This is a genomic window from Sporosarcina sp. SAFN-010 (assembly GCF_059415065.1).
In genome coordinates, this window is the sequence record NZ_JBPFDS010000001.1 from 610,275 (window position 1) to 626,869 (window position 16,595).

Consider the following 16,595-nt stretch of genomic DNA (forward strand, 5'->3'; position numbering starts at 1 on the left):
GAAGTGGGGATAGATTGGATTGATCAGTTCCAATGACCTTGGTCGACAAGTTTCTTTTTACTTACGAAGGCAAAAAGAATTGCGAGGATGTTAATGACGAACATTACAGCGATAATCCAAAGAACGATTGTGTACGTACCTGTAAAATCAAATACATATCCGTATGCAGGCAACGCAATGATGGATGCAACTGCAAGACCTAATGATGCAGTTGCATAAATTTGGCTATAGTCTTTACTTCCAAAGAGCGTTGAAGCAAGCGTTGGTGCAAGTGTCCCAATGGATGCACTGGTAAAACCAAAAATTCCTGCAGCAATTGTAACAATCACTCCATTTTCAGCAAAGAATAAAAACATTGCAATCGCCACAATCCCTAGAATCATTGCAAGCAATGCCGTGTTTTTAGAGCCTAATTTATCACTTAGTACTCCAAGCGCGAGTGCTCCTACCAACACTCCTATCATAGAAACCCCCATCACTGTTCCTGAAAATCCAACAGAATAACCTTTGTTCCCAAGAAACGTCGGGATGTGAATGGAGAAACTCGCAATTGCCGTAATTAAGAAGAAAAATACGGCTAGTGAATAGAATGCGCCGGACTTGCGCGCAATTGCAAAAGAAATTCCTTTGTCAGTTGTGTCTTCAGCAGTTTCTCCACCGTTAGAAGTAACCGCTGCACCATAAGGCAACAAGCCTTTGTCTTTTGGTGATTTACGGATGAGTAGCAGAATAACCGGTATGACAATAATCATTACTGCGACACCGACAATAATATAAGTCTGGCTCCAGCCTTGACTCGCAATAAGATTTCCAACTACTGGTTGAGCAATCGCACCGATTGCACCTCCAGCAGCACCCATGATCCCCAGCGCCAGACCATTACTTTTCTTAAACCATTGATTGATTAAGACTGGTCCTGCAATAACAGTAATGAACACGCCACCCACTGCCAACGGAATCGAGAAGAGGTACCAACCCCATACCGCTTTCATGAAGCCGAATGCTGCAAATGCTCCAGCTTGCAAAATAATTGCACCAATAAGAAGTGCTTTAATATCATACTTGGCCATCATCTTTCCGCCGATTGGCAAGAAAATTAATGTAACAATAGCTGAAATACTTAAGTACAACGTTAAGTTCCCAATTCCAACTCCTAAATCCTTGGCAACTGGGGTAATAAATAGACCAGCTGTATTATTGAGCGCTCCTTTTCCTAGCCCAACCATTAAACATAGCCCAACTAGAACCAACCAGGCGTAATGAATTTTACTTTTTGTCTTTTCCATATTAGTCCCACCTTATTCTTTTTTGTATTGCACGTAACTCAGATAATCCACGACATGTCCAACCGTCATAGTATACCACTTTTCATCAGTATTTTGACGTCAAAACAAATAAAAAAACTTTTTCCGGAAATCTGAAAAAAGTTTTAAGTTATTTTTAATATAATTTACTTTCAAGTAAAAATCTATTTCTGTTCGGATTAAATATAAAAATTACTATTCTCAAATATCATTTTCGAGCTCATAATAATAAGGCATCGCAGACAATGCGCCAGTTTTTGTCACACATAGCGCTCCCATCTGATTTCCGAAACGAACCACTTCTTTCCACTCCGAGGAATTTGCTGGGTATCCATGTAGATGAATTTGACGTAATACCCCAGCCATGAATGCATCCCCGGCTCCAGTTGTATCAACTGCTACCGCTTTGACGGAAGGAATGTGAAACTGTTCACCATGAATAATAGCAATCGTGCCTAAGTCACCTCGCGTAATTAAGATTACAGGAATCCCATACGTTTCAAGTTCGGATACCCCTTCCTCCAACGTCTCCGTATTCGTCATGAATGTCAGCTCTTCTTCCGTTAGTTTGACAAGATCTGCATTCGTCAAAAAAGAGGTTGTTGTTTCACGACAGATTTCTTCACTTTCCCATCGTAAAGGGCGAATATTTGCATCAAACGAGACTAGTGTATCCTTTTGTTTCGCAAGCAGAACTGCTCTTCGAGTCGTTTCTAGAGCTGTCGGATGAAACATAGTGCCTGAGCAAATGTGTAAAATCGAAGCTTGCTGAAATGTTTCTTCCTTCAAATCTTGTGCAGTTACTTGAATATCCGGTGTTTCGTTTTGGTAATTTGAAAAAACGCGATCATGCTCTGGTGTTAGATGTACGTATACACCATTCACACGTTTTGCGGGTTCAAGGATAGCGGCTGTCAAGTCAACCCCTTCTTTCGCAAGCTCCATGCGCACAAATTCAGATGTTTCGTCGTCCCCAGTTACCGTGATGAAGGATACTGGTGCGCCTAGTCGAGCGATGCCAGCTGCAACATTGACTGTCGCTCCGCCTAAAAAAGTAGTAAATGATGAATTTCTTTCGTCTTCTGCAATGTAATCGACGAATACATCGCCATAGATCAGTACGTGTTTCTTCATTATGTATGGTGTACTCCATTTCCGAGTTTTTATACAGTTTATCATGGAAGTTCTTCATATAGAAGTGGGCATTTCGTAATCACATCTATACACCAACCTGATCAATTTTTCGTTTAAAACGGCAAAAAACTGCCTTGTCCGAAGACCAAGGCAGCTGTCCATCCATTTATTGACGCTCTAACAAGAGTTCAGACTGTGCTTTGTGTTTCGTATAAAGCGGATTATCTGGCTGTAGCTCGATTGCATGTTCAATCGCTGTAATTGCATCTTGGTGGCGATTAAGTGAGCGTAAGCTGTTCGCTTTATGGAACCAGAAATCATAACGTGCCGGATGCCGTTCGACGAGTTCTTCCATCACTTCAACCGCCTCTTCATGACGTCCGAGTTCGCGTAAATAGTTCGATTTATGATAAAGATAAAATACGTTTTCAAAAGAGAGCGCCGCGCCTTTATCAAACTCAACAAGCGCATCTTCTGGTTGGTTCATCAATCGGTAACAATAAGCTGTGTAGAAATAGAACTCCAAAGCATCTGGAGCAACCACTAACGCCCGACTATATTGTTCTAAAGCTTCTTCAAAACGGTCTTGGGCAGCTAGATAAAACCCTGCATAAAATAACAGATCCAAGTTATCACCATCAGACTCAAGTGCTGCTTGTATAGTTTGTGAAGCCGCTGTCCAATTGTTTTCTGCCGCATATGACTTCGCTTCAAGAACTGCTGGATGCTGTGGATCTTCGAGCGTATCTGTCAGTATTTCAAGTACCCGCTCCTGCTTTTGTTCATCCGCGTAATACACCGCTGATTTCCCATCGAAATCTTGCAGATGAACAGATGCTCCTGCTTTATGCAATGTTTGAATGACATCTGCGTACAGCCTTCCGCCATCTCCTAAAATCACTGCTTCCAGCAACGCGGACCATCCAAGGTGGTTCACATGGTCGACTGGAACACCTACTGCCAGACACGCTTCAACAGTGTGCAAATACCCTTTTTCTGCGGCTGGTAACAAAGCAGTCCCACCGAAGCGATTCACACTCGTTACGTCCGCTCCTGAAGTAGCCATCAATCGTAACGAAGCAGTAAACCCATTTGCTCCTGCGCAAATGAACGGCGTCAATTCTGTGATATCTCGATGATTTGGATCACTCCCCGCTATTAGCAACTGGGCAACTGCATCCGTGTCATTATTTTGAACGGCAAGCATTAACGCTGTCCGACCCATGTCATCAGTCACTTCAACATTTGCTTTTTGTTCAAGCAAATGTGAAATACGGGGATGGTCTCCCTGGTGTACAGCTTCTAACAACTCGGTGTCCCATTTGTTTCCTTCCATGTCCTATCTCCTTTTTACTATCAAATTTCTACTGGTTTAAGTGTACTCGATATTGAAGTTTTTTTCCTCACAAAGAACTGTATACTGGTATTATATGGTGAAATGAATTTACTCGTATTATTACATGTTGCATGATTCGTTGACTCCCAGCGCACCAAAACCTTCGCTAATTTATAAAACACCTACTTGGTCAAAGGAACCTCCCTTTGTATGTTGGACAATTCATTCATGCTATACTTTTTTCAAAGAAAGGATGATTTTATGAACAACCAGCAGGCTCTACAGAAAACCTTTGAACATGCCCGTACTTACTTTCCAAGTCTAGGAAACTCCTATAAAGGCCGTCCTGTCCTGTTTTTCGACAATTCAGCAGGCGCCCAAGTGTCGCAATTCGTCATCGACCGCGTTATGGACTATTACATTCATCGCAATGCACAAAAAGGAACGATTTTTGCGCGTACCGTACAGATGCAGCAAACGATTGTCGAAGCTCGTCAACTGGCTGCAGATTTGATCGGCGCGACGGATCATACAGAAATCGCCTTCGGGCAAAACGCGACAAACTTCTTCCATTTGTTTGCTCATCACTTAGGCAGAGACTTGCATGAGGGCGATCATATCGTCATTACAGAAGCGGATCACCATGCAAATGTGAACCCGTGGATGGAGCTAGCAGAACGTGGCATTCACGTACACTTATGGCATGTGGATGAACAAGGGAATCTGGACTTTGATCACTATAAGGAATTACTTGCGTTGAAACCGAAAATCATAGCGGCTGGATGGGCGTCAAATGCGACTGGAACTATCCACGACATGAAGCGTATTACAGAAATGGCCCACGAAGCAGGTGCACTTGTCGTAGCGGACGGCGTTCAAGCTGCAAGTCACCTCACGATGGATGTAAACGCGGCAGGCGTCGATTTCGCAGCGTTTTCAACGTATAAAATCTTCGGTCCCCATATGGGATTCGGGTATGTAAATCGGGATCGACTCGAGCGGTTAGAGGGTTGGTGTATTCAGAAAGAATTGGAGAAAGACTCGTATTTCTTTGAGGTAGGATCGCAGAACCATGAAGGCATCGAAGGATTTATCGGTTCCATGGAATACTTAACACAGTTGACGAAAGATGCTGAAGGCAACGGGCTGACATTGGACGGAACGCCACTTGCGAATTCATGTTCAACACGTAAGGAAATTGCAGGTGCTATGCATTTCGCTCATTTGTACGAGCAGCAACTCACGGATCACTTCCTCGCTAAACTTGCAGAAGTGGAGGGTGTTGTCTTATACGGAAAAACTGCTGAACAGTCTGATGAACGACTGCCTGTGTTCTCGTTCAATATTGCGGGAATTGAAACGGACACACTTGGTTGCGCATTGAATGATGCAGGTATCGAAGCACGGACGGGGAACTATTTAGCCATTAATCTCATGAAACGTTTGGCAGTCCCATTTGGTGGAAATGCTCTTCGTATCAGCCTTGTCCATTACAACACAGTCGGGGAAATTGATAGGTTTTTCAATATTTTAGAGAAAGTCCTTAAGGAATTGAATACCTACGTCCATCAATAAGCGGACGAGTAAAATGCCCGTGCCTGTTTTTATAACAGAGGCACGGGCATTTTATGAACGCTTATCTACCACAGCATTTTTTATACTTCTTCCCGCTACCACATGGGCATGGTTCATTGCGTCCAACCTTCACTTCAGTGGAAGCAGCTTGCTCAGTAAGCGGTTTTACATCCGTTCTTTCCAATTCAAACATCTCTTGAGGGGTATGTCCTCTGTTTTCAATAAGACGAACTGCATTGGAGACATTGATGGCAACAGGGACAATCTTTTTCACCTGTTCTTCCGGTAACGGACCTGCTTGCGCCATCAGCCTGCCGATAACTTCCATGAAGTTCGCATGCCACATAGACAATCCGACCATGAACGTATGAAGCATCCGGTCAATCTGGATTTGCGGAATGTTCTCCTTCTGGAATAGTTTCTCAAGATGGTGTAATTCCGGAGTCTGATCGAAATAGCTAGGATCTGCATAACGAAGCAACTGTTCTTTTGCCGGCTGATAATACGGTTTCTCGATTGTTTCCCTTACAAATTGTTCTGGGACGATACCGACAAGTTTCGGACCTAGGAAAACCGTATCTTTATAGAGAATATCTTCTTTTTGCAAGCTTGTTTCCAACTCACTTGAAGCAAGGAGTTCCTGCAAGTTTCCAACAGTGATCTTATGGTCATTTTGTAGATTGTACAACGTGACCACTTGCTCAAACTGCACCATGCCATATAACCGGGTCATCGCTTTGATGTACTGTCCCACTTCTTGCTGCTCTGTAGTTAGTTCATGTTTTGCCGACTTCTTCGGAACTGATTTCTCAGGTTTCGCAACTACTTGCTCCTCCGAAAGTTCTGATTCGCGGTACGGATCACTAATGATCGCGTAATTTTGATGGTTAATACAATCCCATTCCGTCTTTTTATATTTAACAAATTTTAATGATTGATTAATCCTGTCTTTATCGTAAGGTTCATATCTCGCATTGGAAACCCATTGTTTCATATGATCGTGTTCAGGATGTGCCGGATCTTCCATGATTGCCAAGAATGATTCATATCCTGGAGGTCCACCGACATCTTCAGGTGGTGCTGTTCCTTCTCCATCCAACAGCGTCGGAAAACCGAAGTGATAATCTTCTACAACTTCTTCTAGCTCAATCGAAAAGCGCCAGTCATCACCAAAGTCGTACGTATACATTAATTGCTTGTGCTCTTCTAAGTATTTATCGATTTTGACTCGAGTCGGCAGTTTTGGAGTAAGCCTCTTGGAGCCTTTAAGTTCCTCTCGTTGAACAGGATTGTCTGTGATGCACAAGCCATCCACTTCAACTTCAAAAAAGTGATACGGTTGATCTGTAAAGTAACTTTCAAAATTCGTCATTTGCTGAATCATCTCATGGAGACGATTAAACGTTGCGCCTGCAGGCATAATCACTCTTCGCCTTACTGCTGGTTCTACGTGAACCATTGTTATGTTTACTATATAAGACTTCATAGAGTCACCTCATCTAATACTGTTATTAGTTTGCTAGTGAGATTAAGTGTATCATAATTCGCTGACGCATTGCGGTTGTAGGGGTCGAGAATCGATATTAGTTAAAAATTACCAACAAGCATCGTATGCTCTATGATATTTTTCTAAAAATTCATTGACTTCAAAACGTTTCTCCTTTATGATAAATGTAACTTTCAGAAAGCAGGTGATTACTATGGCAAACTTCAACTTGACAATTGCAAATTGGATCGGACCCATACTTTCACCTGCCATGCCTTAAGTATAGGCATGTTTCTTCTGGTATGCGCGTGAAAGCATGGAGTCCGATCCACGGACTCCATGCTTTTTTATATGCCCACATTTAGGAGGAATTCACTTGAACACACTACAAAATTACGGTTGGAACGAACTTCATCAAACACATTGGAAGGAACAACAGCAAGACTTTAAAGCAAGCGACTGCACGATTGGACGCGTGACTTTAGAACACAAGCATATGTATCGAGTTGTTACTGAACAAGGCGAGTGGCTCGCTGTTTGCTCCGGATCTCTACTTCATCATGCAATCGACCGGCGGGATTACCCCGCTGTTGGAGACTGGGTCGCGATAGAGCATATGCCTGGTGAAGAGCGTGGCATCATTCATTCAATTCTCCCGAGAACTTCTGTTTTTTCACGGAAAACTGCGGGGGACTCCATGACTGAGCAACTGATTGCGGTCAACGTCGACATCGTCTTTCTCGTCACTTCCATGAACGATGATTTCAACATACGAAGATTGGAAAGGTACTTAGTCGCGGCCTATGACTCGGGCGCTACACCTGTAATCGTGTTAACAAAAGCCGATCTTTGTGATGAACCACAAGATTTTATCGACCAAGCACGCGACATCGCATTCGGTACGGAAGTATTCGCTGTCAGTAGTAAAACTGGCGACGGAATCGATCAGGTCATCGCTTTGCTTAAAGACGGTAAAACCGCTGCACTATTAGGCTCGTCAGGTGTCGGGAAGTCTTCGTTAGTCAATGCAATCTGTGGAGACCAAACGATGACCGTCCAAACGATCCGTGAAGACGATGCGAAAGGCCGTCATACAACGACACATCGAGAACTTATTGCGTTGCCTGCTGGAGGTGTATTAATCGATACACCTGGAATGCGGGAATTCCAGTTATGGAACGATAGCGAAAGCGTCGAAGGTAGTTTTTCAGATATTGAAGCACTCTCAGAGTCATGCAAGTTCAATGATTGTAGCCATAAAACTGAGCCTGGATGTGCCATTCAACAAGCCTTAGTAGACGGCTCTCTCGCTGAAGACCGTTTCGCGAGCTATCTCAAATTGCAACGGGAGATCGCATATTTGGATAGAAAAACGGATGCCCAAGCACAAGTTGCTGAAAGAAAACGTTGGAAGGCACTTACAAAATCTCAACGGAAATGATGTTAGGACAATAAAAAACGAAAGCGGCAATAGAGGTGGCTACTTTCGTTTATCTTCATTTTAAAATGGCTTTCACGATTAGTTGGACGATCAATCCAACAATTACTACTCGCAACAGAATTTTAACGTACTTCGGGTTCAACTTCTCTGCAATTCGTACACCAATTTGAGCACCGGACAGGGATCCCAGTACAAGAGCTATCGCGAGTGGCCAAATGATTTTCCCCATCACGATAAAACTAATGGCGGCACCTAACCCGCTTGAAAATGAAGCGAGTCTCACAAATCCAATCGATCGCATGTAAGAAATTCGCAACTGATTGAACAAATAAAGGAGCAGTGTTCCTTGACCTGGACCGAACAACCCGTCATATAGTCCGATTCCGATAAGTCCTGCCACACCCGTTTTCGAGGGTTGTAGAGTAGCTTCTCCTGCAAAATCCGCTTTAGAAAGAAATGATGTAAAAAAGGCTCCAATCAGCAACACGATTGCGAGTTTGTAAAGAGTAGCTTCTGCAATATGGGTCGCGGTTAGACCGCCTAACGTGCCTGCTGTAAGTGAAATCGGAAGAATCCACCACGACTCACGGAGAGTTATCTGCTTTTTCAATAGAACGGTAAGGAATGTAGTTAAGGAACTGAACGTTGTGGAAATCTTATTTGCCCCGATTACAGAATGGATCGGAATTCCCATCAACAGCATCGCGGGCATCGAAATGAGCCCACCTCCGCCAGCAAGAGTTCCAAGCATCATTGCAATAAGACCTGTGAAAAAGAGTAATATGTAATCCATTTTCACCCGCCTCCTTGTCTGTTGTAGTATACCCCTCTGCAACAGATAAGGTAATTCGATAGTTTAGATGGAATAACATAAGCCTCTCTTATAACATGTTTACTTCATGATTGCTCTCAAGATTCAGAAGAAGATTTCACAGTGTCGGCTTGCTTCTTTTTCTTTTTCCATTTGGGATACGATTTACTGACGAACGGGATTTCATCGCACCCTTGAGCTTTGTTTGTATAGACAGCCATCACGAATAGCACATTTGCCATCAGTTGGGCGAAATCGAATAGTATTTCAGGTACTTCACGTTCTAGAGATACTTTGTGAAGAGCGCGGACGGATTTCTTAGCTTCACTTCGACATACGTGAAGGACAGTAGCTGCATGGGTACCTTGCGGGAGCACGAATTGTTCGATCAATTCACCAAGCTCTTCGACATACTCATCATATATGTCACTTAGACGCTGTAAGTCTTCTGGGGAGATGGCTAGTTTCCCTCTAACAGACCCATTTAAATGATACGCGAGTGGTTGTAACCAGCGAAGATCCGTGTGAACTTTCTCTACCTCTTCCGTCAGGGATAACGCTTCTCCGATCCTCGTGGTCAGTGAGTCTGTTCGAATTTCAAAGTCTACCGTAGACACGGATTCTCGCATGAACGGGTAACAAATATAGCGCATATCTTTTTTCATGGTAATTCCTTCTTTCATTATAAAATACTTTTGAATCCATATAGCATAGCAACAAAACTCAACTTTTGGTAGAACATAGAAAGTGAAAACTTAAACGGTTTAAATTTACTCATCATTGGAGGTACGAAATGTTAACAGCAAAGCAAATTAAAGGAATCCAACAGTTACAACAGCAATGCGAGCAGTGCGAAACGATTGAATTGAAATTGAATTGGGAAATGCTTCAGGAAAGAAAAGAAGATTCATTAGATTTCTTTATATGGAATGAAGATGAACTGATTGCTTATTTAGCGCTTTACGGATTCGGTTCCACAGTCGAAGTATGCGGCATGGTGAAACCGGAAGAACGCAGGAATGGACATTTTTCTAATCTTTGGATCCAGGCACAACAAGTAATTGTAGATAAAGGATTCCAGAAAGTGCTATTTAATGCACCAGGAACCTCTGAATCCGCCAAAGGATGGATGTCAGACCAGCCATGCGACTATTCGTTTTCAGAGTTCCATATGCACTGGCATCAGAAGGAGCTTGCAGAAACTGAGAACATCGTATTGCGGGAGGCTACACCAGAAGACAAAGCGTTTGAAACTGCATTGGATGCGGATGCCTTTTTCTTTTCATTAGAAGACGCAGAATCCTACTATAACGAAAGATTGTCCCGCGAAAGAGAATGTAGATACATTATTGAAGTCGCTGAAACTCCAATTGGCAAGATCCGGGTCATGCGGAATCTGGACGAATCCTATCTTTCCGGCTTCGCAGTGATATCTGAATGTAGAGGTAAAGGCTATGGAGGTAAGGCGCTGCAATGGATTGTGAAACAGGAACTTCCTACTGGAAACATTATAAAGTTAGACGTAGAAACACAGAATGACAATGCATTGAAGTTATATGAACGGATTGGATTTGTGCAGCAAGAGCGACAGGATTATTATGACGTTCCCCTTGCCTTAGTAACTAAATAGTTAGAAGTGTAACCGAAAAAGCAGAGAGGAAATTTAACAACTTCCTCTCTGCTTTTTTGTGGGATCGATTTCGTTAGTTGCTCCGCCCAATCTTCTCAGCCACCCGTTCCTTGGCAGCTAAAATTGCATCGATCATCATCTGCAACCTGTCTTCCGTAAGATTAAACGTCACACACCCAATACTAATAGCGCCTACAACTTCTCCTGTAACATTACACACCGCCACTCCTATTGACGAAGTACCTTCAGTTCGCTCTCCGTGACTGATTGCATAGCCTTGTTTCTTAATCCCTTGCAACATTTCCTTGAACGCTTCCTGTTCGTGTTCCGGCACAAGTTGCTGAATGATTTTCTCAGATTCTGCAGTCGGCATACACGCCAGCATGATTTTATTAGCCGCTCCTATATTCATAGGAATCCGCAGACCAAGCTTGTCATACATTCTGATTTGGTTATTTTCATTATCGATTCTCTCAATAATAATTGCTTCCAACCCCGTACATTTACTCAAGTAAATACTCTCTTCCACTTCCCTACTAAGTCGATCTAACTCTGGTCGGATGGATGATACATAATCCATCGTATCGTATGCTCGCAGACCATATTCCATCCACACTGGCCCCAATTTATAGAGTTTCGTATCAGAGACCTGTTCAGCTAACCCTTGCTTCACCATCGACTTCAAAATTCGATGGAGCGTACTCAATGCTAGGTCACATTCCTTAGCAAGGTCCGAGATAGAAATTCCAGTAGATGTATTTTCAGATGCTAAAATTTTGGCAAGCTGCATGACTCGATTGATTGTCTGCATAAGTTCACTTCCTAGTTGTGAGTTGATATTAAAATTTATTTTCTAAATACATTGACATTATACCATACTCAGAATATATTAACAGATAAGGTTTCCTTTCAACGGAAACACTTTCCATTAGACGGAAAACAGGAGGCGGAATGATGAGATACTGCAGTTCCATGTACAGTCCACTAAAGCACGTGATTATGAAACATCCAAAAGATGCATTTAAGTCTCAAGAACATCTATCAGAAAACTGGAAGACGTTCAACTATCTACGAGAACCAAACTTTGACGAAGCACTCAAAGAATTTTCAGAATTGACAAATATAATAGAACAACAAGGTACTCGAATTGACTACCTTCCTTCAAGCGACAAAGTCGGCTTGGATTCAATTTACGCACACGATCCAGTGAAGTTTACTCCAGCTGGGGCACTCATCTTAAAATCCGGTAAAAAACTTCGTCAACCCGAAGCTTCTGTATTTAAAGAGTTTCTAACTGAAAGAGGAATTCCTATTATTGGAGAACTTGTTGGAGACGCTGTTTCGGACGCTGGGGATATCGTATGGCTTGATGACCGAACTTTACTCGTAGGACGAGGCTATCGGACTAATGACGAAGCTATCCGCCAATTGAAAGAAATGACAGCTGATTTGGTTGATGAATTCATCGTCGTCCAGCTCCCACATGACCAAGGCGAGGAAGAATGTCTGCATCTGATGTCATTCCTGAGTGTTGTGGACAAAGATCTAGCTGTGGTGCATTCACCTTTAATGCCCGTTTTCCTCCGTCAGCTGTTACTCCAAAAAGGATTCGAGCTAATCGAAGTACCGAAAAAAGAATATGAAACGTTAGGCTGTAATGTGTTGGCAATCGCTCCTCGTGTTTGTGTGCTGACGAATGAGAACGCTTCCACTATTCAGCAATTGAAAGATGCCGGTGCAACTGTACACGTTTATAAAGGACAAGAAATTAGTTTACTAGGTACTGGCGGTCCCACTTGTTTGACATGCCCAGTCGTTAGAGGATAAAAAATAATCGTAATTGAAAAGGAGAGAATACAATGTTCACAAATGTAATCGTCAAGAAGCCAGGAAAAAGTTATTTGGAGGGTCTCACTACTTCTGATTTAGGAAAGCCGGATTATGATCTTTTACTAAAACAGCATGATGCATATGTGGAAGCACTCGAGAAATGTGGAGTTGCTGTAACGAAGCTCGAGGAAAGTGAAGAATTTCCGGACTCAACATTTGTGGAAGATGCTGCTGTATTGACACCAAACTTTGCAGTGATTACAAACCCTGGTGCGGAATCCCGAAACGCGGAAACAGTTGAAATCGAAGCTGTCACTAAAAAGTTCTACAAGAAGTTTTATTTTATCCAATCCCCTGGAACGCTTGATGGCGGGGATGTTTTACAGGCAGAAGATCATTTTTACATCGGAATCTCTGAACGTACGAACGAAGAAGGTGCGAAACAGCTTAAGGAAATCCTGGAGTCTGAAGGATACAAAGCGACGATTATTCCTTTGAAAGAGTTCTTCCATTTGAAGACAGGAATCGCTTACTTAGGAAACAACCAATTAGTTGTCGCTGGAGAGTTCGTAGACCATCCTGCATTTGACTCATATGAAAAGATTGTCATTGGAAAAGAAGATGAGTACTCAGCGAACTGTATCCGCATGAACGATTATGTGATCCTTCCAAGCGGCTTCCCGGAAACAAATCGCAAGTTTACCGAGGCTGGCTACCAAACGATTGAATTGGATATGTCTGAAGTTCAAAAACACGATGGCGGCCTTAGCTGTCTATCGCTTCGCTTCTAAAGAGCACAACACGAGATTCGATCGAGAGGAAGGATGAACAATGAAAACCCTGGAAGAACCTCAACTAAATCGTTCCATGAAAAGCCGCCACTTGATGATGCTGTCACTTGGCGGAGTGATTGGAACAGGTTTATTTCTAAACGTGGGTTATACGATCAACCAAGCAGGACCAGGAGGCGCACTTGTCGGTTATCTGATTGGCGGCCTAATCTTGTACATGGTCATGACCTGTCTCGGTGAACTCGCTGTCTATATGCCAGTAACAGGATCCTTCCAAAAATATGCCTCCCGATACATCAGTCCATCTGCCGGGTTTTCACTCGGCTGGATGTACTTTGTCGGGTCTGCCGCAACAGCCGGTGTTGAATTTACAGCTGCAGGAATCTTGATGCAACACTGGTTCCCACATACGCCAATATGGATTTGGTGTGCTGTGTTCATGGTTTTACTGTTCTCACTAAATGCACTTACAACAAAAGGCTTTGCGGAAGCAGAATTTTGGTTTGCAAGTATCAAAGTCGTAGCTGTATTAGCATTTATCGTCATCGGTGGTGCTGCTATCATTGGATGGATTCCCTTGGATGGCATACCAACGCCACACTTAACGAATCTAGCACCTTCAGGATTATTCCCAGCAGGAATTGCGATTGTCTTCATTACGATGATGAATGTCATCTTCTCCTATCAGGGTTCTGAATTAGTCGGGATTGCTGCTGGTGAAACTGAAAACCCTGAGAAGAATATTCCGAAAGCGATTCGGACGATTTTGTTCAGAATCGTCGTGTTCTATATCGCATCGATTGTCGTCTTGTCGGCAATCTTCCCTTCTGCTGAACTCGGGTTGATGCAAAGTCCATTCGTTACATTGATGGAACTTGCCGGAGTACCTTATGCAGCGGGAATTATGAACTTTGTCATTTTGACAGCGATTTTATCTGTCGGGAATTCCTGTTTATACGCTTCGACCCGTTTACTTTGGTCCATGGCGAACGATGGAATGGCCCCTGCACTCTTCGGGCGTTTGACTAAACGACGAGTTCCTTTGAATGCATTGATTTTCACGATGGCATTTTCTCTACTCTCCCTTCTAACAAGTGTTATGGAAGCGGATGCAGTGTTTGTCTTGTTAATGTCTATCGCTGCAATTGCCGTCACGATTTCGTGGATGGGCATTGCAACATCCCAATTACTATTCAGAAAACGCTATTTGAAACAAGGTGGAAAACTGGAAGATCTCCAGTATCGAGTGAAGTTCTATCCATTAGTTCCACTTACTTGTATCTCGTTCTGTTTGATCATCCTTATTTTCCTTGCGTTTGACCCGACACAACGTATTGGGTTGGTATACGGCATCGGATTCTTTGCTGCTTGTATGATTTTCTATAAGGTCAAACTCGAGAAAAAGCACCTCGCAGATGGCACGTTAAATGCCGAACCTGCAGAAGTGAATAACTAACATCATAATTCAGGAGGCTATAGAATGAGCATTTCACAATGGAGTACACCCGCTTCACTGAGAAGTTTACTGAACGAACTCGTAAGCTGGGACAGTCGCACACTGACAGCTGGTGAATGTACGTTTTCTACACGTGTTGCAGAAAAACTGAAGACATTGGCATATTTCACGCACCATCCCGAGCATCTGAAGCTACACGATGCAGGTCTCGGAAGAAATTCCGTGCTCGCACTTTACAAGAATCCTACCGCAACAGATACCATTGTCCTAATCAGTCATTTCGATACCGTTTGGACAGAAGAATATGGTGCATTGGAGCCTCTTGCCTTCCAACCTGAAGAGTTGACGGCTACACTTCATCAACTGGCAGATGAACTTCCTGAAGATGCTCGGAAGGATTTATTATCTGGAGACTACTTATTCGGGCGCGGCACAATGGACATGAAGATGGGCTTAGCCCTTCACATGGCGCTTATTGAAAAGGCGTCTCTTGAACAGTGGCCCATCAATCTAGTATTACTGACCGTTCCTGATGAAGAGGTGAATTCAGCAGGGATGCGTACAGCTGTCGAAGAACTCGTCCGAATGCGTGATGTATATGGTCTCTCCTACAAACTCTTCTTGAACAGTGAGCCAACGTTTTCACAAGAACCGGGAGATCCTAAAGAATATATCTATTCAGGCACTATCGGTAAAATCATGCCCGCCGCCTTGTTTTATGGGAAAGAAACGCATGTTGGTGAGCCTTTGAAAGGATTAACAGCAACGTATATCTCCTCTTTTTTAGCTCAGGAGATGGAATTCAATCCGTTGTTTAAAGAGACGAATTACGGAGAAACAACACCCGTCCCCGTCTCGCTTCAATTGAAGGATTTGAAGACTTCGTATTCGACGCAAACACCATATCGTGCTGCTTCGCTATATAACGTATTTCTAATGGATCGCGACGCTTCAGAAATCATGGAGCTGTTTTCAAATGTCGCTCATCAAGCGATGAGCGCTTGTAATGATTCATATAAAAAGATTTGCGAACGTGAAGGAACGGAGCCAGTCGGTGAAATTCGTGTGATGCGTTATGAGGAATTACTAGAGTATGCACAATCGAAGATCGGTTCAGAGGCTGTTGAGGTGATAATCGGAAAGGCGATTCTGGATCAGGAGCTGGATGATCGGGATAAATGCTTCAAAATTACAGATGCGCTACTCATTGAATGTCAGGAACTAACGCCTGCAACTGTCCTATTGTTTGCACCTCCCTATTACCCAGCTGTGAACACGTCAGAAGATCCTCTGGTGATCAAGTCCATTGACCTCATGAAGAAGACGGCCACGGAGTTAGGGACTCATGTCGATCAAGTCCATTACTTCAATGGGATTTGCGATTTAAGCTATGTCCACTATACGGGGACTGCGACAGGTTGGACTGCTTACGAGCACAACACGCCTGTATGGGGAAAGACCTATAGTATTCCATTTGAAGCAATGACGGAGTTGGATGCACCTGTATTAAATGTAGGACCATTTGGTAAAGATGCCCATCAACGAACAGAGCGACTTCATATTGAGAGCGCGTTTGTGCGCTTGCCTGTGATGCTGGAAGTTTTGGTAAAGAGTATGTGTTCAGAAGTAGCAGAAATGGAACCAGTGATTTCATAATCTAGTGAATTACTTTTTGAAGATAAATTATCAAAAAGTAGAAACCCTGTCTACCCCTCATAGAAGGCTGGGCTAACCTAAATTAATGAGACAATATAAAACACCTTCGAAGTGGTACACTTTTAAAAAGTACTTACATCGGAGG

14 protein-coding genes are annotated in these 16,595 nt (G+C 43.1%); 7 read left to right on the top strand and 7 right to left on the bottom strand.

The window, feature by feature from the left end; all coding sequences use genetic code 11:
• Positions 1–23 precede the first annotated feature (23 nt).
• The 3 genes from ACR65F_RS02925 to ACR65F_RS02935 all read right to left on the bottom strand — a co-directional run bounded on the left by ACR65F_RS02925 (position 24) and on the right by ACR65F_RS02935 (position 3,774).
• Complete coding sequence (locus ACR65F_RS02925; RefSeq protein ID WP_039042430.1) at positions 24–1,286, bottom strand: MFS transporter; 1,263 nt, start codon at positions 1,284–1,286, stop codon at positions 24–26.
• Positions 1,287–1,505: 219 nt separating this feature from the next.
• Complete coding sequence (locus ACR65F_RS02930) at positions 1,506–2,438, bottom strand: carbohydrate kinase family protein (RefSeq protein WP_440503190.1); 933 nt, start codon at positions 2,436–2,438, stop codon at positions 1,506–1,508.
• Positions 2,439–2,604: 166 nt separating this feature from the next.
• Positions 2,605–3,774, bottom strand: coding sequence for an ankyrin repeat domain-containing protein (locus ACR65F_RS02935; protein ID WP_440503191.1), 1,170 nt, complete (start codon positions 3,772–3,774; stop codon positions 2,605–2,607).
• Positions 3,775–4,035: 261 nt separating this feature from the next.
• On the opposite strand from ACR65F_RS02935, the gene ACR65F_RS02940 reads away from it, so the two are divergent.
• Positions 4,036–5,349, top strand: a complete 1,314-nt coding sequence (locus ACR65F_RS02940; protein WP_440503192.1) for an aminotransferase class V-fold PLP-dependent enzyme — start codon at positions 4,036–4,038, stop codon at positions 5,347–5,349.
• Between the two features lie 61 nt (positions 5,350–5,410).
• Here ACR65F_RS02940 and ACR65F_RS02945 read toward each other — a convergent pair whose 3' ends face one another.
• Complete coding sequence (locus ACR65F_RS02945; RefSeq protein ID WP_082003336.1) at positions 5,411–6,835, bottom strand: plasmid pRiA4b ORF-3 family protein; 1,425 nt, start codon at positions 6,833–6,835, stop codon at positions 5,411–5,413.
• A gap of 376 nt (positions 6,836–7,211) precedes the next feature.
• On the opposite strand from ACR65F_RS02945, the gene rsgA reads away from it, so the two are divergent.
• Entirely contained in the window at positions 7,212–8,276 is a 1,065-nt protein-coding gene (gene rsgA / locus ACR65F_RS02950; protein ID WP_231567238.1) for a ribosome small subunit-dependent GTPase A, read from the top strand.
• A 55-nt stretch (positions 8,277–8,331) separates the two neighbouring features.
• Here rsgA and ACR65F_RS02955 read toward each other — a convergent pair whose 3' ends face one another.
• Together ACR65F_RS02955 and ACR65F_RS02960 are read right to left on the bottom strand one after the other, a co-directional pair.
• Positions 8,332–9,069: a sulfite exporter TauE/SafE family protein gene (locus ACR65F_RS02955; protein ID WP_039042434.1), complete on the bottom strand. Its 738-nt coding sequence runs from the start codon at positions 9,067–9,069 to the stop codon at positions 8,332–8,334.
• Between the two features lie 116 nt (positions 9,070–9,185).
• Positions 9,186–9,752 carry a cobalamin adenosyltransferase family protein gene (locus ACR65F_RS02960; RefSeq protein WP_440503193.1) on the bottom strand — a complete coding sequence of 189 codons (567 nt, stop codon included), beginning with the start codon at positions 9,750–9,752 and terminating at the stop codon, positions 9,186–9,188.
• Positions 9,753–9,880: 128 nt separating this feature from the next.
• Here ACR65F_RS02960 and ACR65F_RS02965 point away from each other — a divergent pair, with 128 nt between their 5' ends.
• Positions 9,881–10,717 carry a GNAT family N-acetyltransferase gene (locus tag ACR65F_RS02965; protein WP_440503194.1) on the top strand — a complete coding sequence of 279 codons (837 nt, stop codon included), beginning with the start codon at positions 9,881–9,883 and terminating at the stop codon, positions 10,715–10,717.
• A gap of 73 nt (positions 10,718–10,790) precedes the next feature.
• On the opposite strand, the gene ACR65F_RS02970 is transcribed toward ACR65F_RS02965, so the two are convergent.
• The gene (locus ACR65F_RS02970) at positions 10,791–11,528 is read right to left on the bottom strand and encodes an IclR family transcriptional regulator (RefSeq protein ID WP_440503195.1); all 738 of its coding nucleotides are present in this window, start codon (positions 11,526–11,528) and stop codon (positions 10,791–10,793) included.
• A gap of 143 nt (positions 11,529–11,671) precedes the next feature.
• Between ACR65F_RS02970 and ACR65F_RS02975 the strand changes: the two genes are divergently transcribed.
• Genes ACR65F_RS02975 through ACR65F_RS02990 form a run of 4 tightly spaced genes read left to right on the top strand, consistent with a single transcriptional unit; the run spans position 11,672 to position 16,450 of the window.
• Complete coding sequence (locus ACR65F_RS02975; protein WP_440503216.1) at positions 11,672–12,544, top strand: dimethylarginine dimethylaminohydrolase family protein; 873 nt, start codon at positions 11,672–11,674, stop codon at positions 12,542–12,544.
• Positions 12,545–12,576: 32 nt separating this feature from the next.
• Entirely contained in the window at positions 12,577–13,338 is a 762-nt protein-coding gene (locus ACR65F_RS02980) for a dimethylarginine dimethylaminohydrolase family protein (protein WP_440503196.1), read from the top strand.
• 40 nt (positions 13,339–13,378) lie between these two features.
• Complete coding sequence (locus ACR65F_RS02985; RefSeq protein ID WP_440503197.1) at positions 13,379–14,794, top strand: amino acid permease; 1,416 nt, start codon at positions 13,379–13,381, stop codon at positions 14,792–14,794.
• Between the two features lie 24 nt (positions 14,795–14,818).
• The gene (locus ACR65F_RS02990) at positions 14,819–16,450 is read left to right on the top strand and encodes a M20/M25/M40 family metallo-hydrolase (RefSeq protein ID WP_440503198.1); all 1,632 of its coding nucleotides are present in this window, start codon (positions 14,819–14,821) and stop codon (positions 16,448–16,450) included.
• The last annotated feature ends 145 nt before the right edge of the window (positions 16,451–16,595 follow it).